We start from the raw sequence: 25,923 nt of genomic DNA, 5'->3' as shown, positions 1-25,923 counted from the left end.
AAATAATTTTCCCCAAAACTCTTTTCGCCTCTATACACCGTAAAGACTATATTTCGTAAAAAATCCAATCTCTATATCCAAACTGTAATCTCTACGAAGCCAAATATAGCTTATTTAAGCTCTTTAACCGGAAAATCCGGAAAAATGCTCCCACTTATCCTTCTCCCGGAACAGTCGGGAAAGCTCTTCTCCGTCCATAGCCTCTGAAATGGCCTTTTCAATTCCCCGCAGTTTCATCTGGCGGATAAAGTCCAGAAGCATTCTTTCTTCCTCCTGTCTTTCCAGATCCAAATGATAGAGATCTCCATGATAGAGGGCCATACACTTTTGATATTTTTCTTCCTCTCCTAGGAATCCGTCCATGATTTCCTGAACGGACTTTCCCTCCTGTAAAGAAAGAAATACCTGCCGACAAAGCTCCTCCCTAAGATCCTCTGCCTTAATATATTGAGAAACCGGAGCAATCCATTCCTCCTTTTGCAGGAGGAGGGAAAGAAACTGTTCCTCCAAATTGTCTGTTAAAGCCTTTTCCCGCTTATTTTCCTCCCGTCTTCCCTGTTTGGAAAGAGCGAAGGAAAGCTGGGATTTTTCTTCTCCCTTTTGTACCAGGTACAAGAGATTCTCCGCAGACAAAAGCTGCTCTCTAGCCACTGCCTTGCAATAATTTTCCAGCTCCACAGGGTCGGAGAAGCAATCCCTAAGCAGGGCGGCAATCGCCTCCATATAGCCCTGCATCTCTCCCGGATCTTGCAGGTTAAAGCCGGCCTTTAATTCCTCCACCTCCCACAGGAAAGCATTTTTTGCATTATGAATCCGCTCCAGAAGAGCATCCTTTCCCTCCGCCTTTAAAAACTCATCCGGGTCCTTATAGGGCTTTAGGGAAATGACCTTTGCCTGAATTTCCTTTTCCCGTAAGATGGGAATGGCACGCTTACAAGCCTTTCTTCCCGCATTGTCACTGTCAAAGCAAAGAAGCACCGTGGAGGTAAAACGCTTTAAAAGGGCGGCCTGTTGTTCCGTAAAGGCGGTTCCCAAAGCCGCCACCGCCTCAATACAGCCTGCCTGATGCATGGAAATCACATCCATATAGCCTTCACAGAGAATCAGATAGGATTCTCTGCTTCTTCTGGCAAAGTTCAAGGCAAAAAGATTTCTGGATTTGTCAAAAAGCTTGGTTTCCGGAGAGTTTAGGTACTTGGGCTCCCCCTCTCCCATGACTCTTCCCCCAAAACCGATTACCCTGTGATGAAGGTCCATAATGGGGAAAATTACCCGGTTAAAAAACTTATCTCGAACACCGTTTTCTTTAAAGGTAAATAAGCCGGACTCCTGCAAAATAGCATCCTCATAGCCCAAAGCTTTACAATGCTGATACAAAGCATCCTTTTCCTGTACCGCATAACCAAGGCCGAAGTGGGTTATGCTTTCCCCGCTTAAGGCTCTTTTAGCCAAATACTGTAAGCCCAGCTTTCCTTTGGGACTACGTAGCTGCTTTACGAAAAACAAAGCGGCATTTTTATTGATTTCCAAAAGCTTATACCGAAGGTCCTCTTCCCCTTTATTGACTCCGCTGCTTTTTTCAGGAAGAGTGACATTTGCCCGCTCTGCCAGCTGCTCTATCGCCTCCACAAAGCTAAGATTCTCGTACTCCATCATAAAGCGGATACTGTCTCCCGCCTTGCCACAACCAAAGCAATAAAAAATCTGTTTCCCGGGAGAAACAGAAAAAGAGGGAGTTTTCTCCCCATGAAAAGGACAGAGCCCAAAGTAGCTTGAGCCCTTCTTTTTCAAATGTACATATTGTCCTATTAAATCCACGATATCCGTTCTTTGCCGGATTTCCTCTACGATATCTTCTCCATAGTACATATCAGTCCTTCTCCCAGGCCTTCGGAACAAAATACTCCATGAACTTGTGGCTGCAATACTCATCCGTCATGCCGGAAATGTAATCCGCAACAATACGGTCTAAAAGGAGCTTGGGGTCTTCCTTTCCTTCCTCTTCTCCCTTTTTTAGCAGAAAACGATATTCTTCCGCCATTTCCAGAGGGTGCTCCTGATAAAAGGAAAATAAGAGCTTCAGCATGCCGTCTACCTTCCACTCCTCTTCCTTGGCCTTACTGCTGGTGTAAACATTTTGAAACATCCACTTCCTTAAGCCCTGCATATTTTCTTCCATCATAGGCTCCATGGAAAGCTTATCCTTCCCCCTGGAGGTAAAGATGACGGAGCGAATCAAAGTGTTTAGCCGTTCCCTTGCGGTAAAGCCCAGCACCTTCCGAAATTCCGCCGGAAGCTCTTCCTCCCGGAAAAGTCCTGCACGGATGCCGTCATCCACATCATGGTTTAGATAGGCAATCTTATCTGCAAAACGAACCGCCTGCCCCTCTAAAGTCTTGGGTTTTCCTGAGCTTCTATGATTTTGTATTCCGTCCCGAACCTCTTTGCTAAGGTTCAGTCCTTTACCGTTTTTCTCTAAAATCTCCACAATCCGGATACTTTGGTCCACATGAGAAAAGCCTTCGGAGCAAAGCTTGTTTAAGGCCCTTTCTCCAGCATGGCCAAAGGGAGTATGACCTAAATCATGGCCTAAGGCAATCGCCTCGGTAAGGTCTTCATTTAAGCGAAGAGCCTTGGCAATGCTTCTGGCAATCTGACTCACCTCCAAGGTATGGGTTAATCTTGTACGATAATGGTCCCCCTCCGGCTGAATAAAGACCTGAGTCTTATGCTTTAGCCGGCGAAAGGCCTTGGAATGTAAAATCCTGTCTCTATCTCTTTGGAAAATGGTTCGGATATCATCCTCTTCCTCCGGTAGATCTCTTCCCAAAGAGTCCACGCTGCAACAAGCAAAGGGAGAGAGAATCTCCTTTTCCATTTTCTCCATTTCTTCTCGAATATTCATCCTGCTCCTTCCTCCCGGATCAAAGCAAAACAACAGTTCCTTTTATAATAAGCCCTGGAACAGGAGAAGTAAAATGAAAATTGGTAAAACAAAGCGGAAATAATTCAGGAGGAAGGCCGGCATTTTCACGCCCTCACCCTTATTACATTCCTCCAAATATCTAGGGAAACCCATGCCCCACTTGCTTACGCAGAACAGAAGGTAAACCAGAGAGCCGATGGGAAGAATTAAGTTACTAACAATAAAGTCCTCGGAGTCCAATACATCTCTGCCGCCAATCAGCTTTAAATCCTTCCAAAGGTTATAGCCAAGAATACAGGGAATACTCAAAAGCAGAATCAGAATACAGTTTACGATAACCGCCTTCTTTCTATCCCAATGGAAGTTGTCAATACTGGTGGAAATGAGATTTTCAAACACCGCAATAACGGTGGAAAAGCTGGCAAAGGTCATAAAAACAAAGAAGAGGCTTCCCCAGATTCTTCCTCCCGCCATGTGCATAAATACTCTGGGCAGAGTAAAGAAAATGAGGGGAGGACCTGCATTAGGCTCCACATGAAAGCTAAAGCAGGCAGGGAAGATAATCAAACCGGAAAGGATAGCCACAAAGGTGTCCAAAGCACAGATTCTGATTCCCTCTCCTGTTAAGGAATAGTCCTCAGACATATAGGAGCCGAAAATCTCCATGGCCGCAACCCCTAAAGAAAGGGTGAAAAAGGCCTGATTCATAGCCTGAGAAATCACGTGAAAGAGGCCAATTTCCTTCACCTTTTCCGGATTGGGGAAGAGGTAGAACTTCGCTCCCTCCAGAGCCCCCGGCAGCATCAGGCTATGTACCGCCAAGACAATAATTAACAGTAAAAGGCAGGCCATCATAATGGTAGTAATCTTTTCCAGCCCTTTTTGCAATCCTAAAGAGCAAACCAAAAATCCCCCGATCACCGTAATGGCCATGCATAGAGTCATTTCCTCCGGACGACTAAGCATGGTTCCAAAAACATTTTCCACCTGAGAGGGTTCAATTTTAGAAAAGGTTCCAAAGGCAAATTTAAAGAAATAAGAAAGCATCCAACCGGAAACGGTGGTGTAGTACATCATCAAAAGATAACAGCCCAAAATACAAACCCAGCCGTGCAAATGCCACTTGGTACCCTTGGGCTCCAAAACCTCATAGGCCTTTACCACGGACTTCTTACTGGCTCTCCCCACCGCAAGCTCCATAGTAAGAATGGGAAGACCGATTAAAAGCAAGAAGCAGAGGTAGAATAGAACAAAGATTCCTCCGCCGTTTTGTCCTACCAGATAGGGAAACTTCCAAACATTACCTATTCCGATGGCACAGCCCGCGCTCACCAAAATAAAGCCGATTCGTGACTTAAAACTTTCTCTTTTCATTTTTACCCTTCCTACATAAGAACAGGAGATGCCTAGGCATCTCCCACTCGTTGCTTACAGTCGATGCGACTGGATTCGAACCAGCGACCTCTGCGTCCCGAACGCAGCGCTCTACCAAGCTGAGCCACGCATCGCTCTAAATATATAGAACAAGGGAGATTATAAGCTTTTCTCCTTTGTTCTGTCAATTATTTTCTGTCTATAAAGCTAAAAATTTCTGTCATGAAAGTCAAAATTTGCAAATTCTAATTATAATTAGAGTGAGATCGGAAGTTAACTCTTTAATATCATTCAAGACTTGATGCAAGTATAAACTTTCCGGATTTTCCATCTTAACATATATTATGAGTATTTACGTACATCTCGAATCGAGTTTAATTCTATATTTTTCTTCATAGCCAGTCTTTCTCCATTGTGAAATATTGCATAATACGAATCTATGATAGTTAAATCATCAGCTTCCAAACAGTTGACCTTAACTATGTAATAATCATCAAATTTAGTTACTTGGATATCAATTTTGCCATCAACACTAAGTTCCATTTTTTTTATTTGCTCAGTTAAAATATCTGTATCATAAAAACCATCGTTAAACTCAGATATTTCATACTCCCAATCCGAAGGATCTTTCGATCTGGCGTTAACCTCAAAGTTGTAATATTTTTCCCATACAAAGCTATAATGATTGTCTTCAGCAAATATTAAATTATTATACCTTTTTTCCGAGATTTTTTTTACACCATCGTCATCAATTGCAAAATATGTAGTATCAAACGCCAGTATACCACCAGACCCTGCATTTTCTAATAAGTATTTAGGTGGATGTTTATAATCACCATACATGTTTAGCAGTATGGAAAAACTATTAATTAATGAAATAATAAAAATTAACAAAAAAACAAAAAATACAATCCTTCGAATTAATCTCATGAAGATACATCCTCCTCACTGACTTTATCATGCTTGTTCCAGCGTAAAAATGCACCGGCTATATCCTTGTCGTGATACGCCTATACATCCACCAGAAACAACAAAGTATTCCCATACATTTTAAGAGAGGAAATCTTTCATACTGCTACTTCTTTTGTACCACTCCATTCACTACCCATCTTCCTTCCGAATCTACTGTAAAACCATCGGGAGTAGTGGTGTTTCTATAAAGGGCTCCTTCATTCTGTCCTTGTGAGTCTAAGTAGTAGCAGTTTCCGTCAATCCACTGCCAACCGGTAAGCATTCTTCCCTTCCATCCGTCAGAGTTTGGGAAGAGATAGTATTTACTACCGTTTACCTCTACCCAGCCTGTAGCCATATAGCCGGAATCCAAGAAATAGTACCAGTAAGACTTTCCGTTGTAGGCTTCATAGCCCCAGCTGTTCTTTGGATAGCTTCCATCCGGTCTTTGATACCACCAGCCCTTTTCATCCTGCATCCACTGGCCTCCGGATAGAGAACGGTCCACGCCAAGTACCTGTCCTGAAAAGCTAGTGCTGACCTTAAAGCTTCCGGAACCACCACCGGAACTTCCCCCTGAACTACCGGAACCGGAAGAACTGCCTCCAGAACTACTAGAACTACCGGAGTTTCCACGTGAAGAATTTCCGGAATTATTCTTAGATGGATTTTCTGCTTTTTTAGCATCAAATAAAGGAGAGGTTATTAATGGTCGCGGAGTTAAATCAGCCTCCGGCTTAGCAGGTATCTCCGTAATATATAGCTCATTGTTAACATAGAATTCCGTTCCTTTCCCATAGTTATCATCCGTTCCTTTCATCAAAAGGCGATACTGGTCTATTTGGTAATTTTGTTGAAGCAAGTAAGAAATCTGATAACGCCCCGGATCAAAAGCCTTAGTTTCCTTTATATCGAAAACATCTCCTATATAGCCTTCCTCTGTTTTAAAACTATCCAGCAGTAGCCTCCATTGGTCTAAGTTATTGGGATAGCTTCGATAGGGATTTGTAAAAAATAATGGATTTTTATCCGGTTTAATCTCTGTACCATCTGTTAATACTATTTTTTCGGTAGATAAGGTAGCCCTCTTCATCAAGTCCCCTACATGGACATTGTGAATATCAAAGCTGGACTTTAAATAGACCTTGCTGATGGTCTTTTGTGCTTCTACCGTGAATTCTTTTCCTTCTAAAAGATATTTTCTACCTTTAGCACTATCCGTTTCTAAAGCAATTGTTGGCTGAAGTCTATTTGATTCATTACTTATATTTGCTATGAATTTCGTTTTAAGAAGAATGCCTGTTCTACTGAAGGCCTTCCCATCCCCGTAATCTTTTCCCAGCAAAAGAAAAAGAGTAGAGCCTTTTTCAATTTCCAACACATATTTATAGCGATAAACTCCGGGAGTAAAATAATCCAAAGTATAAACTTCCCAATTATTGTCTCCTACTTTCTTCTCTACAATTCTATCCGGTTGTATACTTAATAATTCCGGATGTCGAGGAGCATTTATATCTCGCACAGCATAACTTACTACATCTATTTCTTTCTTTCTAACCACCTTCATATGATCCCTGGCGGCCGCATCGGCTATGTGAAATTCAGCAGTCAGAGAGATTATTCGATTTTTCCTATCCGCCTTTTCTTCCTCCTCACTAGCATAGTAAGGAGGATCTGCCAAGGCTCTTCTACTTCTGCTTAATGGAGTGAGAGTCTCTTCTGCCTCTTCCTTTTCCTTATCAGAGGCTTCCTTTTCCTCTAGAACAGAAGATTCTTCCTTAGTATCTTTCTTTGCCTCTTCCTCTGTAACAGCCTCTGCATTGAAAGCTGTTTCTTCTGCAATTTCCCCTTCTAAATTACCTGTCTGAAGGCTTTCTTCCTGCTCTGAAGGAAGAGCATAAGCAAGAGTGCTACTCGCACCCACTCCCAGTACAAAGCTAAGTCCTAACGCCAGCATATTTTTTCTTCTCATCTCTATCGTCCTTTCTTATTTCTTGCCATTTCACGATATAAAATTATACTATATTTTAGATTTTTTTCTAATTATTTTCCGCAATTTAAAATGCTTTTTTAAGCTCCCATACCTTATCTATTTTTCTATTCCATTTTTTGCGCAAAAAAATAATGCCTAAGATCTTTTCTTTAAAGCATTACATAAAAAAATGGATTTCCAATTATACTTCGTTAAAATTAGAAATCCATTTTAGTATTATACTGTGAAAGCTTACTCTGATTTGTTCAAAAGATAAGCAAAAAATATCCCCCCAACAGTTCCAATAAATTGTTGAAAGAAATAATACAGAATCCAAAAAGGAGATAGTTGATTGATCCATTTTTGCCCTATAAGATAAACAATACTAATCATGCCTATGGTAAAAACATAAATTGCCACTTTCTGTTTTCCGGATATCTTTTGATGCGATAGACTCTCATAAAAGGATAAAGAAAGCACCGAAGAAAAAGAGATAAGCCATAAGCTATAATTAAATTCACTTAAAAGGAGCATAAGTAATAGAGAAAGTAAAGCATTGAGTACAAAGTAATTTACTTGCCCTATTGTAAAACGATTTCTTAAACCCATGAATCTTTTGTTATTCTGCATAATTATTATTTTCACCTCTATAAATACAAGTTAGAAAAATAGATTTCAAGACCATTAACAGACACTTTTTTAGCGTTTTCATATTGTTGTTATAAATAGGAGACTAAACTATTGCCACATTTTTTAAACGTCTATATCCTCTGATCATTAGTTTACTTGCTAAAATGGACGATACCCATATCAATGTAAAGCAAAAAATGTCTCCAAAAAAGGCCATAATATTATCTTTCCAAGTATTGGGAGCATAAGACTTGAATAAATGCTCAACACTCATGGAAAGAAATACTACCAGTAAAAGGTAAAGAAGAATATTAAATTTCTTTTTGCTAGTACCACTTGTAATCATAGCAAAAAAAACATATAGCCACGAATAAATAACAACGCTGAATATCATGAGTATATCCTGTGCGTCTGTATATAAAAGTCTCCGCATGAGGAGATATAGACTCCCAAAACATAGCCACAAAGAGATTAAGCGCAAATAAAATTTCATTTTTCTACATCCTCTCTTCAATACTTTATTGCGTATTATTAAATTTTAATTTTTATATCATAGTGTTTTATTACTGTCAAGCTATATAAGATAATTTTTTTATATAAAATGCAGGATGATTTTTTTGTATACTTTAACAATTATTCCTTTTCTATTTTCGTAAAAGATCACAGCTAAGGACTTTTATTTCAAGTATTGCATTAAAAAAATCCCCCTCTCCAGTGGAGAAGGGGAACTTTCTATAAATCTTCTTATTCGTTTTTAAAACCCTTTTAGCCCTGCTTCTGCTCCGGAATGGCCTTTGCCAGTGCAAAACGGTTGGACTGCACGATAGAACGAGAATCCTGTAAGGAGGACTTTAAGCCGCTCAGATGCTCCTCTGCGGTGTCCAGAGAACGGGTAATAATGGTTTCCAGGCTTGCCAGCATCTCATCTGTGTAGCGAATGGCATTGCTGCGAATCTGATCTGCATCCGCCACTGCATTGTTTACAATACCGTCTGCCTGCTTCTGAGCATCCTGTAAAAGAGCATTGGCCTTCTCATAAGCCTTCTGCATGATTTCATTGTCGGAAACCATCTCCTCGGTCTGGGTTCTGGCATCATTTAACATCATATCCGCCTGGGCCTTCGCATCAGCCAGGATAGCATCCTGCTGGGAAATAATCTTCTGATACTTCTTAATCTCCTCAGGAACCCGAAGACGAAGCTCCACTAAAAGCTCCTCCATCTCTTCCTTATTTACCAAAATCTTCGTATTGGACAAAGGCTGATACTTACAACTATCAATGTATTCCTCAATTTCTCCAATCAACTGCTCAATTCTGCTCATATCCCCCTCCGTCTCTCTTGTTCATCAAATTTTTTCTTCATAGCCTCTTCCACATCTTTCGGAACAAAGGCTGATATATCCCCATGAAAGGATGCAATCTCCTTAACAGTACTGGAACTTAAATACGAATATTTCAAGCTGGTAGCAAGGAAAATGGTGTCCACTTCCTCCGCAATCACCTTATTGGTCTGGGCCAGCTGCAACTCAAACTCGAAGTCCGTTACCGCCCGAAGGCCTCTCACAATCATATTGGCATGGACTTTTTTCGCATAATCCACTGTTAAACCGGTGAAGCTATGCACTTCCACATTGTTCCATTTCTTCGTATGTTCAGAAATCATTCTAACACGTTCTTCCATGGAAAACAACGGCGTCTTCTGCCTGTTTTGCAGCACACCCACAATTAATTTATCCACCATTTTTCGGCTTCGTTCAATCACGTCCAAATGCCCGAAGGTCACGGGATCAAAGGAGCCGGGATACAATCCTATCTTCATACAGCCTCCTGTAAACGAAGAAAGATATGCTTATTGGTTTTGTACAGCTTCTCCCGAAGAATTCGATAGCCTTCCTCTTCCAGTTCGGAAAAATCCTCTTCCAAGGCTGTTTCCACCACAAAAACCGTATCCTTCCCTACCATGGAGGACTTTGCCAGTCTCCGAAGGGCTTCCTTTGCCAAATCCTCGCCGTAGGGGGGATCCAAAAAGACGATACCGAAGTGGTAATCCTTTCCCTCCAGACTTCTTAAAGCGCTATGGAAATCTCCTCCATACACCAGAGCCTGTTCCTGAAAATGACAACGGGCAATATTTTGCTCTATACAAGCCAAAGCCTTCTTTCCGCTGTCGCAAAAAACTGCTCTTTTCGCCCCTCTGGACAGGGCCTCAATCCCCAGAGCACCGCTTCCCGCAAAAAGGTCCAAAACGTCCTGGTCCACTAAGTCAAATTGTAAAATATTAAATAAGGTCTCCTTGATTCGATCCGTGGTGGGACGGGTATCCTTCCCCTCCGGCACCGAAAGCAAAAGCCTTCTAGCTGTACCTGCAATAACTCTCATACCACTCTCCTTTTCCCTCATATTAAAGCGAAAATGCAGTTCGTTGTAAAGGGATAAAGATTAATTTTTTTCTACAACTTCCGATTTTTATAGCAAGCTTTCTATTCGAATATTCTTACTTTAAGCACTTTCTGTAAGGAGGCTTTGGAAAATCTCTTTCATCCCCTGATGTTCCGGTCTTTCCAAAAGGGCATCCTCCTCTAAAAGAGTCTTTGCCGCCTCTCTTGCCTTGAAAAATAACTCTTCATCCCGTAAAGGATCCGCAAAACGAAATTGCAGAGGGCCGGACTGCCTTTCTCCAAAGAACAAATCCCCCGGTCCTCGCAGAGCCAGGTCTTCCTTGGCAATGGCAAAGCCGTCATTACTGTCCCGAATAATGGAAAGTCTTTTTTGGGATTTCTCATCTTCCTTATGATCCATAAAGATGCAATAGCTTTGCAGTTCCGACCTTCCCACCCTGCCTCGTAGCTGGTGGAGCTGGGCCAGACCAAAACGCTCCGCATTTTCAATCAGCATCACCGTGGCATTGGCCACATCCACTCCCACCTCCACAACGGTTGTAGACAGAAGAATCCTTGTCTTTCCGGAAGAGAAGTCCTGCATCACCTGCTCCTTCTCTCCTGCCTTCATTTTCCCATGCAAAACCGCGAAGGAATAGTCCTTTCCAAAGTATTGCTTTAGATTTTTTTGGTAGGCCGTAACACTTTCCACGGAAAGATTTTCATTTTCCTCCACCAAGGGGCAGATAATATAGGCCTGCCGCCCCTTGTCCAGTTCTTTTTTGATAAAGGAAAAGGCCTTCTCCCGATCCGCAGGGGAAAGCAGGGCATTCTTAATCGGCAGACGATTGGCCGGTTTTTCCGAAAGAAGGAGGTAGGGCACCGCACCATAGAGGAGCTTTACCAAAGAGCGGGGAATGGGGGTTGCGGAAAGGTAGATACAGTGGGGATTTTCCCCCTTCTTTTCCAAACGGTTTCTTTCCTGAATCCCGAAGCGGTGCTGTTCATCAATCACCAACATTTTCAGATTGGAAAAAGCTAAGCTCTCCTGAATCAAAGCCTGGGTACCGATTACCCCCAGAATACTGCCCTCTTTTAGTCCCTGATAAATTCTTTCCTTCTCCTTCTTACTGCTGCTGCCAATCAGTAAGGCAATGGGAATCTCCCATTGATTCTCTTCCAGCAGTTTTTGCAGTTTTTGAAAATGCTGTTGCGCCAAAATTTCTGTAGGCACCATAATGGCGGTTTGGAAGCCCTTGGATGCCATAAGAAACAAAGCATAAAAGGCCAAAATGGTTTTTCCCGATCCCACATCTCCCTGCACAAAGCGAAGAAGTCTCTCTCCTTGGGAAAACACCCTATCCATCTCCTCCAAAGCCTCTGATTGGGCTTTCGTCAAAGAAAAAGGCAGTCCCTTTTGAAACTCTTCCCTCTTTCCCTGAATTTTTTCCTCATTACCCGAAAGAGAGAGAAAATCCCTCTCCTCCTTTTCCAGAAACAGGCTGTAGTAAAACAATTCTTCAAAGGCCAGACGCTTTAATCCCTCCTGCCTCTCCTCTTCCCTCTTCGGCAAATGCAGATACTCCATTGCCTGTCTTTTATTACACAGCCCTTCTTTTTCCAAAAAATCTTTAGGAAAGCTCTCTAAAATCTTCGGATCTTCCTTGAAAATCTCCTGAATACACTTTCTTCTTAGGGCATTGCCAAGCCCCTTTCGAAGGGAATAGATAGGCTCTAAGCTCTTTCTTTTTTCCTCGTACTCCTCCAAAGAAAAAATCTTAGGCTGTTGCAGGATAAGATGGCCTCGAAAGCTTTTGACCTGCCCGAAAAACACCAGTTTTCTTCCCTTTTTTAAAGTTTTTAAAAGGTAAGTTGCATGAAAGTATTGAATCAGTAGCTTTCCGCTCTCATCCCCGGCGGAGCACTGCAGCATGGAAAGCTTGGTATTTCGTAAAACCCTGGCATCCTCTAAAAGTACAAGAGAAAAAGCCATCCACTCCTTCTCCCTGGCTTCCGAGATAAGACAAAGCTTGGGATATTGCAGATAGGAAATAGGAAAATCCTCTAAAAGATCTTCCTTTGTGTAAATATTCATCTTATGAAAAAGAGCGGCGGTTTTCTCTCCCACCCCCTTAATCCTTTCCACAGCATCCTGAAGCATACATCTCCTTTTAAACTCACAAAAAAACAAGGCTTTATAGAACAGCGAACTTTCGCATCATAGCTTTGAAGCCGGGGGGCAATCTGAGCCCGTCAGTACTTGCTAAAAGCGAGCATCGCGAAGCTTTTAGCTTAGTACTGCTACGAGGCGAAGTTAGCGAAAGCGTGCCCCCGATTCAAAGCTATGATGTCGAAAGTGTATCAATTCTATGTACCTTGTTTAAATAGCGACTACATTTCTGTAAAAACGACTCTTACTCTAGGGAAAGAAGATAATAGTACACTGCCTGTCCGCCGGCATGAACCTCCACCTCCAGATTCGGCATATACTCCAAAATCTCCTTCTCCAAGGCCTTGGCCTCTTCTTCCGTAACGCCCTCTCCATAGTAAAGACTCAGGATTTCTCCCTCTCCCATCTTCTCCAAGCCTTCCTTCATAGCCAAGGAAATGCTTTTTTCAGCGGAAAGCAATCCCTGATCGCCTAAGAAAAGGATGTCTCCCTTATGGATTTCTCTTCCGTCAATGCTGGTGTCTCGAACCGCATAGGTAATTTCTCCGGAAGAAACCATGGATAGGCTGTCTTCCATACCCTCCTGATTCTCCTCCACCGTTCCCTCCGGCTGGAAGGAAATCATTGCGGAAATTCCCTGAGGAATGGTCTTACTGGGCACTACGGATACGGAACGATCCTCCAGGATATCCTTTACCTGCTGGGCAGCCAGTAAAATGTTCTTGTTATTGGGTAAAATAAAGACATGCTTGGCATGAATCTTCTCTACCGCAGCACACAAATCTTCGGTGGAGGGGTTCATGCTCTGTCCTCCGGAAACCACCTGGTCTACCCCAAGGTCTAAGAAAATATCTCTAAGTCCGTCACCGGAACATACGGCCACAAATCCGAAGTCCTTTTCCTCCACCGGCTCAGACTCTCCAGGAGCTTCTGCACCCTTAGGCTGTTCTTCCAGCTTTTCCATAGCCGCAATGCGGGAAGCATCCTCAATCAATACCTCATGGTGCTCAAGGCGCATATTATCTACCTTCATTTTGGAAAGGAAGCCCAGGGTAAGACCCTTCTCAAAGGCATCTCCCGGATGATTGGTATGTACATGAACCTTAATCAAATCCTCGTCAGAGAAGCAAACGATGGAATCTCCGATACCGGAAAGGTAGTCTCTAAGCTTCTCTACCTCTTCGTCAGAGAAAGGATGATCACCATTTACCATAAATTCCGTACAATAACCGAAACGAATGTCCGCTGTAGAAATCTCTCCACGGCTCTTTCTCTCTCCGGTTAATGCGGAAACGCCGGAATCTTCCTTAAATTCCAAATCCAGTTCAATCTTCTCTCCCTTTAAGGAACGTAAAGCTCCTTCCAGCACGCACATTAAACCGGCTCCACCGGAGTCCACCACTCCCGCCTCTTTCAAAACAGGAAGCATTTCCGGAGTTTTCTTTAAAACCTCATCGCCGTAGGCCACCACCTTCTCCAAAAGAGGTAAAATATCCTCTTCCGTTAAGGACAGCTCCATAATCTTATCCGCCATCCCCTTGGCTACAGTTAAGATAGTTCCTTCCTTAGGCTTCATTACCGCCTTATAGGCTGTTTCCACAGCTCTTTGGAAGGCCTTTGCCAGAACAATGCTGTCAGCTTCCTTTACATCCAATAATTCCTTCGTAAATCCGCGAATCAGCTGAGAAAGGATAACACCGGAGTTTCCTCTGGCTCCGCGAAGAGATCCGCCGGACATCGCCTTACAAATCTCTTTCAAGCTTCCTCCCTCAATCTTTGCCACTTCCTTTGCTGCGGAAAGGATTGTCATGGTCATATTGGTTCCCGTATCTCCGTCCGGAACCGGGAAGACATTTAACTCATTAATCAAATCCTTTTTTGCATTCAGCTGATTTGCTCCGGCTAAGAAAGCCTTCTGCAAATCTCTTGCACTTAGTACTTTACCCACAGGTAAATTCCTCCTATTTCTTTGAAACTTAATCGATTACCCGAACCCCTTCTACATACACATTGATTCGTTTAACTTTCATTCCTGTAAACTGTGAAATTCTGTATCTTACACTTTCCATAAGGTTCTCAGCCACAGCCTGAATGCTTACACCATAAGCTACAATCACATGGAAGTCCAAACTGATTTCATTGCCCTGGATTTCCACGGAAATACCCTTGTGATAGCTTTCCTGCTTCAAAAGCTTTGCCAGTCCCTTTCCGGAAATGGGAACCGCAGCCATTCCAACAATACCAAAGCAAGAAACTGCTGCATTTCCTGCGTAGCTTGCAACGACTTCTTCGGAGATTTGTACCTCACCGTAATGAGAGGAGATTTTTCCTTTCATTGTCTTTCCTCCAATCCCTATCTTCTGTCCATTCTTAGTCATTATGTTTTTCCCGTAAGCAAATGCTCCTATGCCCTAAGGGCAGAACCTGCTATGATGAGAATTTTGTATAGTATACTCCATTTTCCCTATTCTGAAAAGGAAATCTATTGTTGTTCAGGATGAATGAACTGTCTCTTTTCTTTTTGATCCACTTAAAGAATCTTCCCTCTTCGCCTTTTAAAAATTTCTTTGCTTCTCTAAAAGATAGGATGAAAGTGCAAAGAAGCCGACAGATAATACTACAATCATTCCATAAAAAATCGGATCTTTGTACTCCCAGGATATGTTAGCGGCCAGCTCCGGCAAGGCACTGAACAAATATAAAAAGAGGCAAAAGAAAGCAATTATGCTGACTACTAAGGCTAATGCCTTTCCTTTAAATATGCTGGCCTGTACCGTCACACAAAGAATCGCCATGGTGGAAAGGAAAATCCAGAAAGCCGCCGCAGTGGCAAGAAAACGAATCATATATAAACTAAGTGTCCCAAAGCCTTTTCCGCTCATCACAAGATTCCAAAACATTTCCAAAAGATCTTTATATGCCTCTGTATCAATAGCAAAGTAGCTGATATTAAAAAAGAAAATCAGGACAATCACCAGGCCTGCCAAAAAGGTACTTACTAAGCTTTCAACAATCTTTGCCAATAAGAAATAGGCACTGTGTTTCGGCAGCATAAAGAGCATATAGCCCTGGGTTGTATTTAAATCCTTGCTTAGACTGGCCATACTGGATAATCCCAGAATAAAAATCACCAGAAAACTGAAGAAAACCAGTAAACCTGCACCAAGACCGGCTACCACATAATTATCCGTTGCTGTTCCCAGCATCACAAAGGCCTGGGAAATAAAAAGGGCAAAGCCGCAGAGAATCTTCATAAAGGCGGTTTTTTTCATTTCATATTGTAGTAATGTCAGCATTTAGCCCTCCTTCTTTTTTCCCAAAAGACTTCTGTAACGTTCTGTAAGATTCTGCCCCTTATTTTCCTGCATCCTCTCAAGCTGTTCCACGGAAAGTACCTTTCCCTGATGGAAGAAAATAGCGAACTGAACATAATCCTCCACCTCTTCCACCAAATGGCTGGAAAGAAGGATGGTACTGTTCTCTTGTTTCTTTTCCAAGATCATTTTTTCGATTTCTTCTCTGGCCAGAAGGTCCACTCCGTTAAAGGGCTCATCCAAAAGCACCAGCTTTGCATTTCGGGCAAGGGTTGCCGCAATTCTTGCCTTCTTGTCCATACCGGTGGATAAGGCCTTGAAGGGAAGCTTTAGAGAAATATCCATCTCTTCCAGCATTCTCTTGTACTCTTCCTCCTGAAATTCCGGAAAGAAGCTTTTATGATACTTTCCATAATCTCCCACTGTCATAAAGGGATAGGCCTGACTTTCTGTGGGCAGATAGGCAATATCTTTTCTACTTTGAATGCTTAAGGGCTTTCCCTCAAATAATACTTCTCCACTGCTCTGCTTGGTTAAGTCTCCGAGAATCTTCATGAAAGTGGTTTTTCCGGAACCGTTCGGCCCCAAAAGAGCATAAATATTTCCCGGGTAAATATGTAAGGTGGCATCCCTAAGAGCAACCTTGGATCCGTATTTTTTTGTTAAATTTTTGCATTGAACCATAGCTTTCTCCTTTAAAGTATTTCGATTCTCTTTCTTTTTACCCTAGAAATACTAGGGATTCTTAGGGATAAATCATAATTCTTTCTTAAGTATTTAAAAAATATTGAGCTTTAAGGAAAGCTATCAAAAGCTAATGCTACTTTTCCTTTACAATATTCCATACATTAGCCCCCCTTATGAAATAGGACTCCTTATACTCTTTAGGCAAAAAAAAAGATATTGCTCACACAATATCTTTTCTAAAATCTTATTCAGCTACACCGGATACGGCACGTTCTACTTTTCCGGAACGTAGGCAGGAAGTACATACGTACATCTTCTTTGTACCGCCATCTACCTTAACTCTAACCGATTTCACATTTGCTTTCCACATCTTATTAGATCTTCTATGTGAATGGCTTACCTGATTGCCGAAATGCACTGCCTTCTCACAAATAGCACACTTAGCCATGATTGCACCTCCCTCTTTTAAAAGTTCCACCGCAAAACAGCGACTAAAATATAATAGCAAAAAGAATAGTTTCTTGCAAGGGCTTTCTTGCTTTTTTCCTAAAACTCCTTATTTCCGGTTTTTTTCCTCCTATACATTCCCGGAAATAAACAAAATCCCACAGGAATACCGATCCTTAGTCTGTTAAATCAATATCCACTAAGTCGATTTCCTCGATGGCTTCCTCCTCCGGCAGATCAATCACCGGAGCGACATATTCTTCTTCCACTTTATCCTTTTTCTTCGTATTGTTCTTCTGCTTTAAGCTTTCCAGATTCTCTTCCGCCAAATCTTCTGCAGACTTTGTTACCCGACTTCCTCCTGTAATCTTGTCAATGGCCTCTGGAATCATATCAATAATCTTGGAAAAAGCATCTTCATTCTTCACACGAATGAGCTTTGTTCTTCCCTCCTGGATAATCAGCATGGCAGCAGGAGTGATTTTGGAACTCATGGCTCCCGCTCCTCCATCCCCCTTTTTCTGATTCTCCTTCATAAAGGCTCCACTTGCCATTCCACAGCTTACTTCCATGAGAGGAATCAGAGTGGTATTTCCCACAACAATGGGCTCTCCCACCACGGTTTTCGACTGGACAAAACCATCTAAGCCTTGAAACAGGGCGTTCAGTAATTCTTGTGTATTATGATTTGCCATCATTTCCTCCCTTAAAAAGCAATTCCCGGAACTTCCTGTTCCGAAGAAGACGAACAGCCACGATAACGATATGGATCAAACGAAACTTTCCCTTTGCCTTAATCTCTCCGTAGTAATAGGAGTCATCAAATTCCGGATAAACATGCAGGGAATCTCCGAGGAATGGGGATAAAAGTGCTATTCCCTGCAAAACCTGTCCCAAGGTGTAGGGATCCGCCATGGAAAGATAAAGCTCCCCCTTCCAGTTCCTGACCCTGGAATGATGAAGAAGATAGAGAATCTGGCGAAAAACAAGGACAAGCATCTCCTTTGTTTCTTCTTGGGTAAGCATCCGGATTTTCTTTTTTATTTCCTTCCCTTTCCGTATGGTCTTCTTAGGGATGGATAGGATTTTCTCCATAGCCTTCATCAATTTTCTTCCTCTTCGAGTTCTGCTTCTTGTCCCGAACCTTCTACATTTCGAGAAGCGTCTTCTTTCTTTTCAGAATTCTCTTCCTTGCCGCTCTCAAAAAGAGTAAAAAACAAAAACTTTCCCTTATATTCCAATTTTCCCTCTTGAAAGCTTCCGGAAATTTTTAAACCGGGATAAGTAATTTTCCCTCTTCCCCTTGGTAATTTCTCCTCTCTCTCCTTCTCCCCGAAGATTTCATAATGAAAGGGAAGAAGCAAGAGCAGAAGAAGCAAGAAAAGAAGGAGCAAAAATAGGATAAGAATAATCAGCAATATCCATTTTAGAATCCCTAAGACAAGGAGCATTTCCTTTCTTCCTCCAATGCTTGCCGGGTCATCCCGGACACCAGCAACAGGGCATCTTTATAGCCATAAGCCACCCCAAGGATTTCTTCCTCTTTCCTGGGAAATGTGGGTAAAGACCAATGGGGAGCCCCATAAAATTCATATAGGTTATTTCCCAAGCCGGAGTAGATTAAATAACACATGGGGACCGTATGTCCCTCTCTTAAATTCTCCATCAAATAGGGAATGTAGTTCTTGGCCCTTTCGCCAAACTGTAAAAATTTTGAAAAACGCATACTAAGTCATTTTTTCCAAAAGATAGTTTCTTACCATCACCAATGCGGTGTTACAGCATTGTTCCCGGATTTCTTTTCGAGTTCCCGTAAAATGATACTCTTCTACCTTTGTCTTTCCTCCGGCGCAAACCGCAATGTAAACCAGACCGATTTCTTTATCTTCCAAGGCAGTAGGACCTGCATTACCGGTTACGGCAACCGCCAAATCCGCCTCGGATTCCATCATGGCTCCAATAGCCATTTCCTTTGCCACAGAGGAGGAAACTGCTCCTTCCTTTCGTAATAACTCCTTCTTAACGGAAAGCAACTTCCTTTTTGCTTTGTTGGAATAACTGACATAACCCACCTTAAAACATTCGGAAGCTCCTTCCACAGAAGTAATAGCGGCAGAAATCATGCCGCCTGTTATACTTTCGGCGGTAGTAATGGTTTTCTTTAAACCTTTCAGTAAAGAAACCACCTGTTCTTCAATGGGTGCCTCACTATTATACACCAAAACCTTCTTTTCTTTTTTATCTCCCATTAGAAGCCTCCCTCTGAAATCACCCTGTGATTTTTATATACATAGTCCACCAAAGAAAGAATGGTGAGCACTAAAGATAAAACAATAAAAATCTGATTTACAAAAGCCAAAGCGGGAATCTGTAAAAGAAGCAAAATAATCATAAGCATTTGACTGGCTGTTTTCGCTTTTCCAAAGATTGATGCGGCAATAACGATATTATGATCTGCCGCAACCAATCGAAACCCGGAAATCACAAACTCTCTTCCGATTAAAATGACCACATACCAAGCCGGCAGCTCCCCCAGGGGAATCAAGCATATTAATGCAGAGCACACCAGAAGCTTATCTGCCAAAGGATCCATGAATTTTCCGAAATTGGTCACCAAATGATTCTTTCTGGCCAGATAACCATCTAAAAAATCCGTAAAGGAGGCAAAGCAGAAAATTCCCAAACCGATATAGCGGTAAAGAAGATTGTTTCCACCCTCTAAAAGGATAAAAAACACAAAGAAAGGAACAAGAATTCCTCGTAACAGCGTTAATTTATTCGGCAGATTCACACCATTCTCCTATCAAATCATAGCCTTCCGTATCTATTACCTTAGCATATAGGAAGCTACCCACTTCCTTTTTCTCTCCGAAAACATAGAGATAGCTGTCCACATCCGGAGCATCCATATAGGAACGGCAAAGCACTCTCTGTTCCTCCTCGTCATAGCCGCAAACCAAAACCTTCAGCTTTCTTCCTATCTGCTCCTCCGCCTTTCGGAAAGCAATATTTTGCTGTAGCTCCATAATCTGAGAAAGTCTTTGATTTTTCAGCTTTTCGGGAATCTGATCTTCCATCTCCGCAGCCTTGGTTCCCTCTTCCTGAGAATAGGGAAAGGCTCCCAGACGATCAAAGCGCATTTCCGAAATAAAGTCCAAAACCTCTTGAAAATCCTCTTCCGTCTCTCCCGGGAAGCCGGTAATAATCGTGGTACGCAAGGCAATATCCGGCATTTCCTTTCTTAAAAGAGCAATCTTTTCCTTCAGCTCTTCCTTTCTGGTTCTCCGATTCATCCTCTTTAAAATCCTGTCAGAGGCATGCTGTATAGGAAGATCCAGATAGTGACATACCTTCGGATTCCTCTTCATTTCCCGAATCAGCTCCGGTTCTATTTCCTCCGGGTAGCAATACAAAATCCGAATCCACTGAAGATTCGGAATCTCGGAAAGCTCTGCCAAAAGCTCTGCCAAAGCCTTCTTTTTATAAAGATCCGTACCGTAAAGAGTGGTTTCCTGGGCAACCAAAATCAGCTCCCCGGCCCCTTCCGAAACCAAAGCTCTTGCTTCTTCCAAGACCAGCTCTTTGGGAATGGAACGATAATGGCCGCGAAGCCTTGGAATAATACAGTAGCTGCAATATTTATCGCAGCCCTCTGCAATCTTTAAGTAGCGACTGTACTTCTCTCCGCTTTCTACCCTGGCCATCTGATAGTCCAGTCTCTTCACATAATCCTTTACGGAAGTAATTTCATCAATCTCCGGAAGTTCTTTCCGAATCTCATCCTTGTAGCGCTCCACGAGACAACCTGCCACAATAAGCTTCTCCAGCTTTCCCGTTTCCTTGTATTGCGCCAAATCCAGAATACACTGAATACTTTCTTCCTTGGCGGGACCAATAAAAGAGCAGGTATTCACAATGGCAATCTCCGCCTCACTTGGCTCATCGGTAACGGAGGAACCGGGATATTTCTGTAAAAGCTCGAAAAGCAACTTCTCCGCGTCTACTCTATTTTTATCACAGCCTAAGCTCTCCAGATAAAGCTTCATTAGGCCTCACTATCAGACTGATAATCGTCTTCTCCGAAGTCTTCCTCTTCCTCATCCCTTTCGGAAAAGTCTTCCTCTTCGTCCTTTTCTTCCGAATCTTCTTCTACATCCTCGTCCTCATCCAAATCTTCATCAATGGCATAACGAGAATACTCTTCTTTCTCCGGAAGGATAATCGGCTCATCCTCATAATCCAAGCCCTTTTCCACGTTGACAAGGTTACGGGAAATCTCTTCAATCGCCATGGAAAGAGGCTTCTTACCCTCTTCTCCCTTTATCAAAGGTTCCTCTCCGTCAATCAGCTGTCTGGCTCTCTTAGCACTGGCAATTACTACGGAATAGCGAGACTGTACTTCCAATTCCCCCTCTTCTCTATTGCGGTTCATAGATTCTATTAAATCATTATACGTTGGACGTAGCATCTTCTATCCTCCTTAAGTCCTTTCTGATTTCTTCAATCAGATCCAAATGTACCTCTGCCCGATCATGAGAGGCACGGATTAAATTATGCAGTTTTTCCGTGCATGTGTCAATATCTGCATTGACAAGAATATAGTCATAGGCCTCCACACCTTCCGCCTCTACAATGGCACGACTTAAGCGTTTATTAACTGTCGCTTCATCCTCGGTGTTTCTGCCGATCAGTCTGGCTCTGAGCTCCTCAGCGGAGGGTGGTGCCATAAAAATCAAAAGGCTGTCGGGGAACTTTTTCTTGATTTTCAAGGCACCCTGAATCTCTATCTCCAGAATGACATCCTTTCCTTCGGCAAGGCAATCCTCCACGAACTTTCGGGGCGTTCCGTAATAATTGTCCACATACTTGGCGTACTCCACCAGCTCATCCCGGTCAATCATCTCTTCAAAGCGATCCTTGCTGACGAAGAAATAGGACTTTCCTTCCTCCTCTCCCGGTCTTGCTGCTCTTGTTGTTGCGGAAATGGACAGGGCATAGTTATCATATTTTTGGGTCAGATTCTTCATGATCGTTCCCTTCCCCGCCCCGGAAAACCCGGACACCACCACCAAAATTCCCTTTTCTTTATGCTTTTCCATTCTTCTTTCCTGCTTCCCTTATTCTATATTCTGTACCTGCTCTCGAATCTTTTCGATATGATTTTTCAATTTTAAAGCCTTCTCGGATACAGATAAATCATTAGCCTTAGATAATATGGTATTGCTTTCCCGATTCATTTCCTGCAAAAGAAAATCCAAATCTCTTCCTATAGGAATCTCTTCCTCTAAAAGCTTTGCCATTCTTTGGATATGGCTTTGCAACCTTGTGATTTCCTCATCCGTACTCACCTTATCAGCAAAAATTGCCACTTCCTGCAGAATTCTGCCTTCCTCCACCTCTCTTCCGGAGAGCATCTCCTCCATCTTTTTCCGAAGACGCTCAGCATAAGCCCTTTGAATATCTCCTTCTTTTCCTTTAATGAAATCAATGCCTTCCTGCATTTCCGAAAGTTTTAAAAGAATATCTCTTTTTAAATTGCTTCCTTCCTTCTCTCTGGCCTTTTGAAATTCTGTCATAGCCAGCTCCATAGCCAAGAAAAGAGCTTCCTCCCGATCTTCTTCCTCCCCTTCCACAATCTGAGCCACCTCTGGAAAAAACACTAGCTCCTTGGCATCCAGATTATAGGGAAGAGAATATTTTTCGGCTACTTTTTTAATGCTTTCCACATAGGCATCCAGTAAATCCTCCCGAAGTAGAAGTTTCTTCTTTTTTTCCGTGCTGTCCTCCAGAGAAACAAAGATTTCCACCTTTCCCCTGGAAATTCTTTCCTTCACCCATTCTCTACACTTCATTTCCAGATGCTGCATAGTCCGGGGCAGGCGTATAGACAGGTCTAAAAAACGGGAATTAACCGACTTGATTTCCACCGTGATACCGGAGCAATCCTTCTCTCCCACACAGCGGCCGAATCCTGTCATACTTTTGATACTCATAAAGCCCCCTCTCTTGCATTTTTCATGCCTTTACTTTATCCTCTTTGTAGCTTTTCCTACGAAAATACAGGAAAAGTCATAGCCGGAAAGGATAAAGAACTTTCCTGTTGGCAATTTCATTTACGTATAAACCACCAAACTTACAGGCCGGTATTCCAGTATGATAGCAAGGTGGATTTACTATTTCAAGTGGAAAAGGACGGTTTTCATGGCATTTGACGGATTGTATCTTGCAGCGTGCATCGCGGAATTTCAAGAACGAATTTTAGGCGGAAAGATTTCCAAAATCATCCAAAGTGAAAAGGATGAATTACAACTTTTTATAAAGAAGGAAAAAAACACGGAGATTCTCCACCTCTCCGCCAATCCCTCCTTCCCTCTTCTATATTTGGCAAATGAAGGGAAAACCGCCCCCATTACCGCCCCCAGCTTTTGTATGTCCCTTCGAAAGCATATCGGAAACGGCATTATTCAAAGCATTCGGCAGGCTTCTCTAAAGCTTACGGAGGCAGGACTGGAGCGGGTGCTCTTTTTGGATATATCCCATAGAGATGAGCTGGGGGATGTAGGTATCAAGCATTTGGCTGTGGAGATTATGGGTAAGTATTCCAACATCATTTTACTGAAAGAGGATTATACGATTTTAGACGCCATAAAGAGAATTTCCCTGAGCCAGTCCTCGGTAAGAGAAGTGCTTCCCGGAAGGGAATATTTTATTCCGGATGCCTTCCATAAGGAAAACATTTTATCCTTCCCTATGGAGGAGCTGAATACGCTCTTGGAAAAGGAATCCCTCCCCTTATGGGAATGCCTCTTCCAAAGCTTTTCCGGACTAAGCCCATTACTGGCCAGAGAGCTTTGTCTTGATGCCGGTCTCCCTATCGATAAACTCTCCAATACCTTATCTTCAGAGGAACGGATGCAGGTTAAGGAATCCATTTTGGCCTTTCGGAAAACGATTCAGGAAAAGGATTTTCATCCGGTCATTTTGTATGAAGGGGAAAAGGCCTTTGATTTTTCCGCACTCCCGGTGCAACAATACAAGGGTAATCCGGCATTTTCCGAAGAATACATTTCCTCTCCCTCCGCCCTCCTTCTTCAATATTACGGAAATAAGGAGAGGGACGACAGAGTACGGCAGAAATCCACAGACTTAAAGAAGCAATGCCATACCCTCTTGGAGCGCTGTAATAAAAAGCTGGCATTACAGGAAAAGCAGTTAAAGGACACGGAGAAAAAGGATAAATTCAGAATCTACGGAGAACTCTTAACCACCTACGGCTATAGCCTTACAGGAGGCGAGAAAGAGCTCCAGTGCGAAAATTACTACACGGGAAAGGAAGAAAAAATCCCCTTGGATCCTACTCTTTCTCCTATGGAAAATGCCAAGAAGTATTTTGAAAAATATGATAAGGCCAAGAGGACGGAGCAGAATCTTTTAGAGCAGGTAGCGGAAAGCAAAAAAACGCTCTACCACCTCCAGTCCATTATGAACAGTATTCAGCTTGCGGAAAGTGCAGGGGATCTGGATGCCATAAGGGCAGAAATGGGAGACTTCGGCTTTATCAAAAAAGTCAGCGGAAAGAAGAAAAAACAGCGAAAGGAAGACCAGTCCAAGCCGAGACTTTTCCGTTCTTCAGACGGCTATCTTCTCTATGTGGGAAAAAATAACCAGCAAAATGAAATTCTCAGCTTCCAGATTGCAGAGGGAAAAGACTTTTGGTTCCATGGAAAAAATATTCCCGGCTCCCATGTAATCGCTAAAACAGAGGGAAAGGATTTGGAAGAGCTTCCCGATCGACTCTTTGAAGAAGCCGCAGAGCTGGCCGCCTACTTCTCTTCGGAAGGCAGCAGCCAAAAGGTGGAGGTGGATTATACCCAGAAGAAGAACCTAAAGAAGGTTCCCGGAGCCGCCCCCGGCTTTGTGATTTATCATCAGAACTATTCCATTCTGGTAAGCCCAAAACTGGCTCTGGAAGAAATTAAAGACTTCCCCTGGTAAAATGTGGAGGAAGAAAAAGAGAAGATGAATTTTAAGCATTTCATAACAGTATAGGTCTGGAATTGGGGAAGAAAGCACACTATCTGCAAAAAATTTGAACCGCCCTACAGCCTTGATTTACAAGGATGTAGAGCGGTTTTCATCAACACGTTTTGTCCTATAAGCCCAAAAGAGACTGTAAAAGATACAGTACATTAGGATTTCATACAGTATAGGTCCGGAATGGGGGCAATCTCTTTTTATTCCTCTTCCCAATTCGTGTAAACGTTCTGCACATCATCGGATGCGTCCAAAAGGTCCAGAGTCTTTCTTAAGTTCTTTACCGCTTCTTCGTCGGTTACGGAAACGGTATTTCCCGGAATCATAACCACGTCCGCTTCCGCCATAGGCAGGTTCTCCTGCTCCAGCTTTTCTCGTACGGAGGAAAACTCGGTGGGGTCAGTGAGAATCTCATAGTAATCATCTCTTTCCAGTAAATCCTCGGCACCGGCCATAATCGCCATATCCATCAAGGCTTCCGCATCGTGGCCTAAGTCTTCCATTTCTTCCTTATCCAGAATAATCTGTCCCTTTTCCTCAAAAAGGAAGGATACGGAGCCCTGGCTTCCCAGGCTTCCCTTTCCCTTTGTGAAGGCGGAACGAACATCCGCTGCGGAACGATTCTTATTGTCGGTCAATACCTTAACGATAATGGCTACACCGTTTACCCCGTAGCCCTCATACTGCAGCTCTTCAAAGTTTACCGTATCCAAAGCACCTGCTGCACGCTTAATACCGTTCTGAATGGTATCGTTAGGCATATTGTTAGCCTTCGCCTTGGCAATAACGTCCTTTAACTTGGAGTTACTGGCAGGATCCGCTCCTCCCTGCTTTACGGCTAAGGCGATTTCATGACCGATAATGGTAAAAATCTTTCCCTTTGCGGCATCATTTTTCTCTTTTTTTGCTTTAATGTTTGAGTATTTTGAATGTCCTGACATGCTTATCTCCTACTTTCTATAATATTTTTCTATATTATCCAGTCTTCCCCTTCTATGCAAGTTTTTTTCCAAAAAACAAGTCGTTCCACAAAGTGAGC

General features: G+C 42.7%; 27 protein-coding genes and 1 tRNA gene. 1 reads left to right on the top strand and 27 read right to left on the bottom strand.

The window, feature by feature from the left end; genetic code table 11:
* Positions 1 to 123: 123 nt before the first annotated feature.
* From dnaG to RYO92_RS04155, 26 genes are all read right to left on the bottom strand, one after another.
* Entirely contained in the window at positions 124 to 1,869 is a 1,746-nt protein-coding gene (gene dnaG, locus RYO92_RS04280) for a DNA primase (protein WP_315369593.1), read from the bottom strand.
* A 1-nt stretch (position 1,870) separates the two neighbouring features.
* Complete coding sequence (locus tag RYO92_RS04275; RefSeq protein ID WP_315369592.1) at positions 1,871 to 2,905, bottom strand: deoxyguanosinetriphosphate triphosphohydrolase; 1,035 nt, start codon at positions 2,903 to 2,905, stop codon at positions 1,871 to 1,873.
* Between the two features lie 42 nt (positions 2,906 to 2,947).
* On the bottom strand, positions 2,948 to 4,300 hold the full coding sequence (locus RYO92_RS04270; RefSeq protein WP_314966900.1) for a sodium-dependent transporter: 1,353 nt from the start codon (positions 4,298 to 4,300) through the stop codon (positions 2,948 to 2,950).
* A gap of 60 nt (positions 4,301 to 4,360) precedes the next feature.
* Positions 4,361 to 4,434 (bottom strand) — tRNA-Pro (locus RYO92_RS04265).
* Between the two features lie 208 nt (positions 4,435 to 4,642).
* Positions 4,643 to 5,230: a hypothetical protein gene (locus RYO92_RS04260; protein ID WP_315369591.1), complete on the bottom strand. Its 588-nt coding sequence runs from the start codon at positions 5,228 to 5,230 to the stop codon at positions 4,643 to 4,645.
* A gap of 145 nt (positions 5,231 to 5,375) precedes the next feature.
* Positions 5,376 to 7,223, bottom strand: a complete 1,848-nt coding sequence (locus RYO92_RS04255) for a hypothetical protein (protein ID WP_315369590.1) — start codon at positions 7,221 to 7,223, stop codon at positions 5,376 to 5,378.
* A gap of 252 nt (positions 7,224 to 7,475) precedes the next feature.
* Positions 7,476 to 7,853 carry a hypothetical protein gene (locus RYO92_RS04250; RefSeq protein ID WP_315369589.1) on the bottom strand — a complete coding sequence of 126 codons (378 nt, stop codon included), beginning with the start codon at positions 7,851 to 7,853 and terminating at the stop codon, positions 7,476 to 7,478.
* Between the two features lie 765 nt (positions 7,854 to 8,618).
* Positions 8,619 to 9,176 carry an HrpE/YscL family type III secretion apparatus protein gene (locus RYO92_RS04245; protein WP_183684783.1) on the bottom strand — a complete coding sequence of 186 codons (558 nt, stop codon included), beginning with the start codon at positions 9,174 to 9,176 and terminating at the stop codon, positions 8,619 to 8,621.
* On the bottom strand, positions 9,173 to 9,673 hold the full coding sequence (gene coaD / locus RYO92_RS04240; protein WP_007156405.1) for a pantetheine-phosphate adenylyltransferase: 501 nt from the start codon (positions 9,671 to 9,673) through the stop codon (positions 9,173 to 9,175). Before coaD ends, RYO92_RS04245 begins: the two co-directional genes overlap by 4 nt.
* On the bottom strand, positions 9,670 to 10,233 hold the full coding sequence (gene rsmD / locus RYO92_RS04235; protein ID WP_315272077.1) for a 16S rRNA (guanine(966)-N(2))-methyltransferase RsmD: 564 nt from the start codon (positions 10,231 to 10,233) through the stop codon (positions 9,670 to 9,672). Before rsmD ends, coaD begins: the two co-directional genes overlap by 4 nt.
* Before the next feature lie 120 nt (positions 10,234 to 10,353).
* Positions 10,354 to 12,393 (bottom strand): ATP-dependent DNA helicase RecG, encoded by a 2,040-nt coding sequence (gene recG / locus RYO92_RS04230; RefSeq protein ID WP_315369588.1) that lies wholly within the window; start codon positions 12,391 to 12,393, stop codon positions 10,354 to 10,356.
* Positions 12,394 to 12,646: 253 nt separating this feature from the next.
* Entirely contained in the window at positions 12,647 to 14,350 is a 1,704-nt protein-coding gene (locus RYO92_RS04225) for a DAK2 domain-containing protein (RefSeq protein WP_315369587.1), read from the bottom strand.
* A 28-nt stretch (positions 14,351 to 14,378) separates the two neighbouring features.
* The gene (locus RYO92_RS04220; protein ID WP_040648588.1) at positions 14,379 to 14,738 is read right to left on the bottom strand and encodes an Asp23/Gls24 family envelope stress response protein; all 360 of its coding nucleotides are present in this window, start codon (positions 14,736 to 14,738) and stop codon (positions 14,379 to 14,381) included.
* Positions 14,739 to 14,957: 219 nt separating this feature from the next.
* Positions 14,958 to 15,698, bottom strand: a complete 741-nt coding sequence (locus tag RYO92_RS04215) for a hypothetical protein (protein WP_315369586.1) — start codon at positions 15,696 to 15,698, stop codon at positions 14,958 to 14,960.
* On the bottom strand, positions 15,699 to 16,400 hold the full coding sequence (locus RYO92_RS04210) for an ABC transporter ATP-binding protein (RefSeq protein WP_007156411.1): 702 nt from the start codon (positions 16,398 to 16,400) through the stop codon (positions 15,699 to 15,701). It abuts the gene before it with no gap.
* 247 nt (positions 16,401 to 16,647) lie between these two features.
* Positions 16,648 to 16,851 (bottom strand): 50S ribosomal protein L28, encoded by a 204-nt coding sequence (gene rpmB, locus RYO92_RS04205; protein ID WP_040648381.1) that lies wholly within the window; start codon positions 16,849 to 16,851, stop codon positions 16,648 to 16,650.
* A 175-nt stretch (positions 16,852 to 17,026) separates the two neighbouring features.
* Positions 17,027 to 17,545 carry a GerW family sporulation protein gene (locus RYO92_RS04200; protein ID WP_315369585.1) on the bottom strand — a complete coding sequence of 173 codons (519 nt, stop codon included), beginning with the start codon at positions 17,543 to 17,545 and terminating at the stop codon, positions 17,027 to 17,029.
* Entirely contained in the window at positions 17,532 to 17,954 is a 423-nt protein-coding gene (locus RYO92_RS04195) for a hypothetical protein (protein WP_315369610.1), read from the bottom strand. The genes RYO92_RS04200 and RYO92_RS04195 overlap by 14 nt, the downstream gene beginning before the upstream one ends.
* Positions 17,954 to 18,091 carry a hypothetical protein gene (locus RYO92_RS04190; protein ID WP_315369584.1) on the bottom strand — a complete coding sequence of 46 codons (138 nt, stop codon included), beginning with the start codon at positions 18,089 to 18,091 and terminating at the stop codon, positions 17,954 to 17,956. Before RYO92_RS04190 ends, RYO92_RS04195 begins: the two co-directional genes overlap by 1 nt.
* Positions 18,092 to 18,285: 194 nt before the next feature.
* Positions 18,286 to 18,576 carry a hypothetical protein gene (locus RYO92_RS04185; RefSeq protein ID WP_315369583.1) on the bottom strand — a complete coding sequence of 97 codons (291 nt, stop codon included), beginning with the start codon at positions 18,574 to 18,576 and terminating at the stop codon, positions 18,286 to 18,288.
* Between the two features lies 1 nt (position 18,577).
* On the bottom strand, positions 18,578 to 19,099 hold the full coding sequence (locus tag RYO92_RS04180) for a CinA family protein (protein ID WP_007156417.1): 522 nt from the start codon (positions 19,097 to 19,099) through the stop codon (positions 18,578 to 18,580).
* Positions 19,099 to 19,641 (bottom strand): CDP-diacylglycerol--glycerol-3-phosphate 3-phosphatidyltransferase, encoded by a 543-nt coding sequence (pgsA, locus tag RYO92_RS04175; protein WP_314345658.1) that lies wholly within the window; start codon positions 19,639 to 19,641, stop codon positions 19,099 to 19,101. Before pgsA ends, RYO92_RS04180 begins: the two co-directional genes overlap by 1 nt.
* Positions 19,625 to 20,896 (bottom strand): 30S ribosomal protein S12 methylthiotransferase RimO, encoded by a 1,272-nt coding sequence (gene rimO, locus RYO92_RS04170; RefSeq protein WP_315369582.1) that lies wholly within the window; start codon positions 20,894 to 20,896, stop codon positions 19,625 to 19,627. The genes pgsA and rimO overlap by 17 nt, the downstream gene beginning before the upstream one ends.
* Positions 20,896 to 21,318: a DNA-directed RNA polymerase subunit omega gene (gene rpoZ / locus RYO92_RS04165; RefSeq protein WP_007156420.1), complete on the bottom strand. Its 423-nt coding sequence runs from the start codon at positions 21,316 to 21,318 to the stop codon at positions 20,896 to 20,898. The genes rimO and rpoZ overlap by 1 nt, the downstream gene beginning before the upstream one ends.
* Positions 21,299 to 21,949, bottom strand: coding sequence for a guanylate kinase (gene gmk / locus RYO92_RS04160; protein ID WP_315365105.1), 651 nt, complete (start codon positions 21,947 to 21,949; stop codon positions 21,299 to 21,301). The genes rpoZ and gmk overlap by 20 nt, the downstream gene beginning before the upstream one ends.
* 18 nt (positions 21,950 to 21,967) lie before the next feature.
* Entirely contained in the window at positions 21,968 to 22,843 is an 876-nt protein-coding gene (locus RYO92_RS04155; protein ID WP_314329917.1) for a YicC/YloC family endoribonuclease, read from the bottom strand.
* 208 nt (positions 22,844 to 23,051) lie between these two features.
* Between RYO92_RS04155 and RYO92_RS04150 the strand changes: the two genes are divergently transcribed.
* A complete protein-coding gene (locus RYO92_RS04150) occupies positions 23,052 to 24,845 on the top strand; it encodes an Rqc2 family fibronectin-binding protein (protein ID WP_315369580.1) in 1,794 nt (597 codons plus the stop codon).
* Positions 24,846 to 25,084: 239 nt separating this feature from the next.
* On the opposite strand, the gene RYO92_RS04145 is transcribed toward RYO92_RS04150, so the two are convergent.
* A complete protein-coding gene (locus tag RYO92_RS04145; protein WP_304071582.1) occupies positions 25,085 to 25,825 on the bottom strand; it encodes a YebC/PmpR family DNA-binding transcriptional regulator in 741 nt (246 codons plus the stop codon).
* Between the last annotated feature and the right edge of the window lie 98 nt (positions 25,826 to 25,923).

This window comes from Oribacterium sinus (assembly GCF_963553175.1).
Lineage (GTDB): Bacteria > Bacillota > Clostridia > Lachnospirales > Lachnospiraceae > Oribacterium > Oribacterium sinus_B.
The sequence above is the reverse complement of the archived record's forward strand: the minus strand, read 5'-3'. Positions and strand labels throughout refer to the sequence as shown.

Excerpts from the sequence above, each read along its gene's own strand:
- RYO92_RS04255 (WP_315369590.1), bottom strand. The coding sequence starts at position 7,223 with ATGAGAAGAAAAAATATGCTGGCGTTAGGACTTAGCTTTGTACTGGGA.
- rimO (WP_315369582.1), bottom strand. The coding sequence starts at position 20,896 with ATGAAGCTTTATCTGGAGAGCTTAGGCTGTGATAAAAATAGAGTAGAC.
- RYO92_RS04250 (WP_315369589.1), bottom strand. The coding sequence starts at position 7,853 with ATGCAGAATAACAAAAGATTCATGGGTTTAAGAAATCGTTTTACAATA.
- RYO92_RS04215 (WP_315369586.1), bottom strand. The coding sequence starts at position 15,698 with ATGCTGACATTACTACAATATGAAATGAAAAAAACCGCCTTTATGAAG.
- rpmB (WP_040648381.1), bottom strand. The coding sequence starts at position 16,851 with ATGGCTAAGTGTGCTATTTGTGAGAAGGCAGTGCATTTCGGCAATCAG.
- rsmD (WP_315272077.1), bottom strand. The coding sequence starts at position 10,233 with ATGAGAGTTATTGCAGGTACAGCTAGAAGGCTTTTGCTTTCGGTGCCG.
- RYO92_RS04195 (WP_315369610.1), bottom strand. The coding sequence starts at position 17,954 with ATGAAGGCTATGGAGAAAATCCTATCCATCCCTAAGAAGACCATACGG.
- RYO92_RS04150 (WP_315369580.1), top strand. The coding sequence starts at position 23,052 with ATGGCATTTGACGGATTGTATCTTGCAGCGTGCATCGCGGAATTTCAA.
- RYO92_RS04145 (WP_304071582.1), bottom strand. The coding sequence starts at position 25,825 with ATGTCAGGACATTCAAAATACTCAAACATTAAAGCAAAAAAAGAGAAA.
- RYO92_RS04185 (WP_315369583.1), bottom strand. The coding sequence starts at position 18,576 with ATGCGTTTTTCAAAATTTTTACAGTTTGGCGAAAGGGCCAAGAACTAC.
- RYO92_RS04275 (WP_315369592.1), bottom strand. The coding sequence starts at position 2,905 with ATGAATATTCGAGAAGAAATGGAGAAAATGGAAAAGGAGATTCTCTCT.
- coaD (WP_007156405.1), bottom strand. The coding sequence starts at position 9,673 with ATGAAGATAGGATTGTATCCCGGCTCCTTTGATCCCGTGACCTTCGGG.
- RYO92_RS04180 (WP_007156417.1), bottom strand. The coding sequence starts at position 19,099 with ATGGGAGATAAAAAAGAAAAGAAGGTTTTGGTGTATAATAGTGAGGCA.
- RYO92_RS04260 (WP_315369591.1), bottom strand. The coding sequence starts at position 5,230 with ATGAGATTAATTCGAAGGATTGTATTTTTTGTTTTTTTGTTAATTTTT.
- RYO92_RS04220 (WP_040648588.1), bottom strand. The coding sequence starts at position 14,738 with ATGAAAGGAAAAATCTCCTCTCATTACGGTGAGGTACAAATCTCCGAA.
- RYO92_RS04200 (WP_315369585.1), bottom strand. The coding sequence starts at position 17,545 with ATGGCAAATCATAATACACAAGAATTACTGAACGCCCTGTTTCAAGGC.
- gmk (WP_315365105.1), bottom strand. The coding sequence starts at position 21,949 with ATGGAAAAGCATAAAGAAAAGGGAATTTTGGTGGTGGTGTCCGGGTTT.
- rpoZ (WP_007156420.1), bottom strand. The coding sequence starts at position 21,318 with ATGCTACGTCCAACGTATAATGATTTAATAGAATCTATGAACCGCAAT.
- RYO92_RS04270 (WP_314966900.1), bottom strand. The coding sequence starts at position 4,300 with ATGAAAAGAGAAAGTTTTAAGTCACGAATCGGCTTTATTTTGGTGAGC.
- RYO92_RS04155 (WP_314329917.1), bottom strand. The coding sequence starts at position 22,843 with ATGAGTATCAAAAGTATGACAGGATTCGGCCGCTGTGTGGGAGAGAAG.
- recG (WP_315369588.1), bottom strand. The coding sequence starts at position 12,393 with ATGCTTCAGGATGCTGTGGAAAGGATTAAGGGGGTGGGAGAGAAAACC.
- RYO92_RS04210 (WP_007156411.1), bottom strand. The coding sequence starts at position 16,400 with ATGGTTCAATGCAAAAATTTAACAAAAAAATACGGATCCAAGGTTGCT.
- RYO92_RS04245 (WP_183684783.1), bottom strand. The coding sequence starts at position 9,176 with ATGAGCAGAATTGAGCAGTTGATTGGAGAAATTGAGGAATACATTGAT.
- dnaG (WP_315369593.1), bottom strand. The coding sequence starts at position 1,869 with ATGTACTATGGAGAAGATATCGTAGAGGAAATCCGGCAAAGAACGGAT.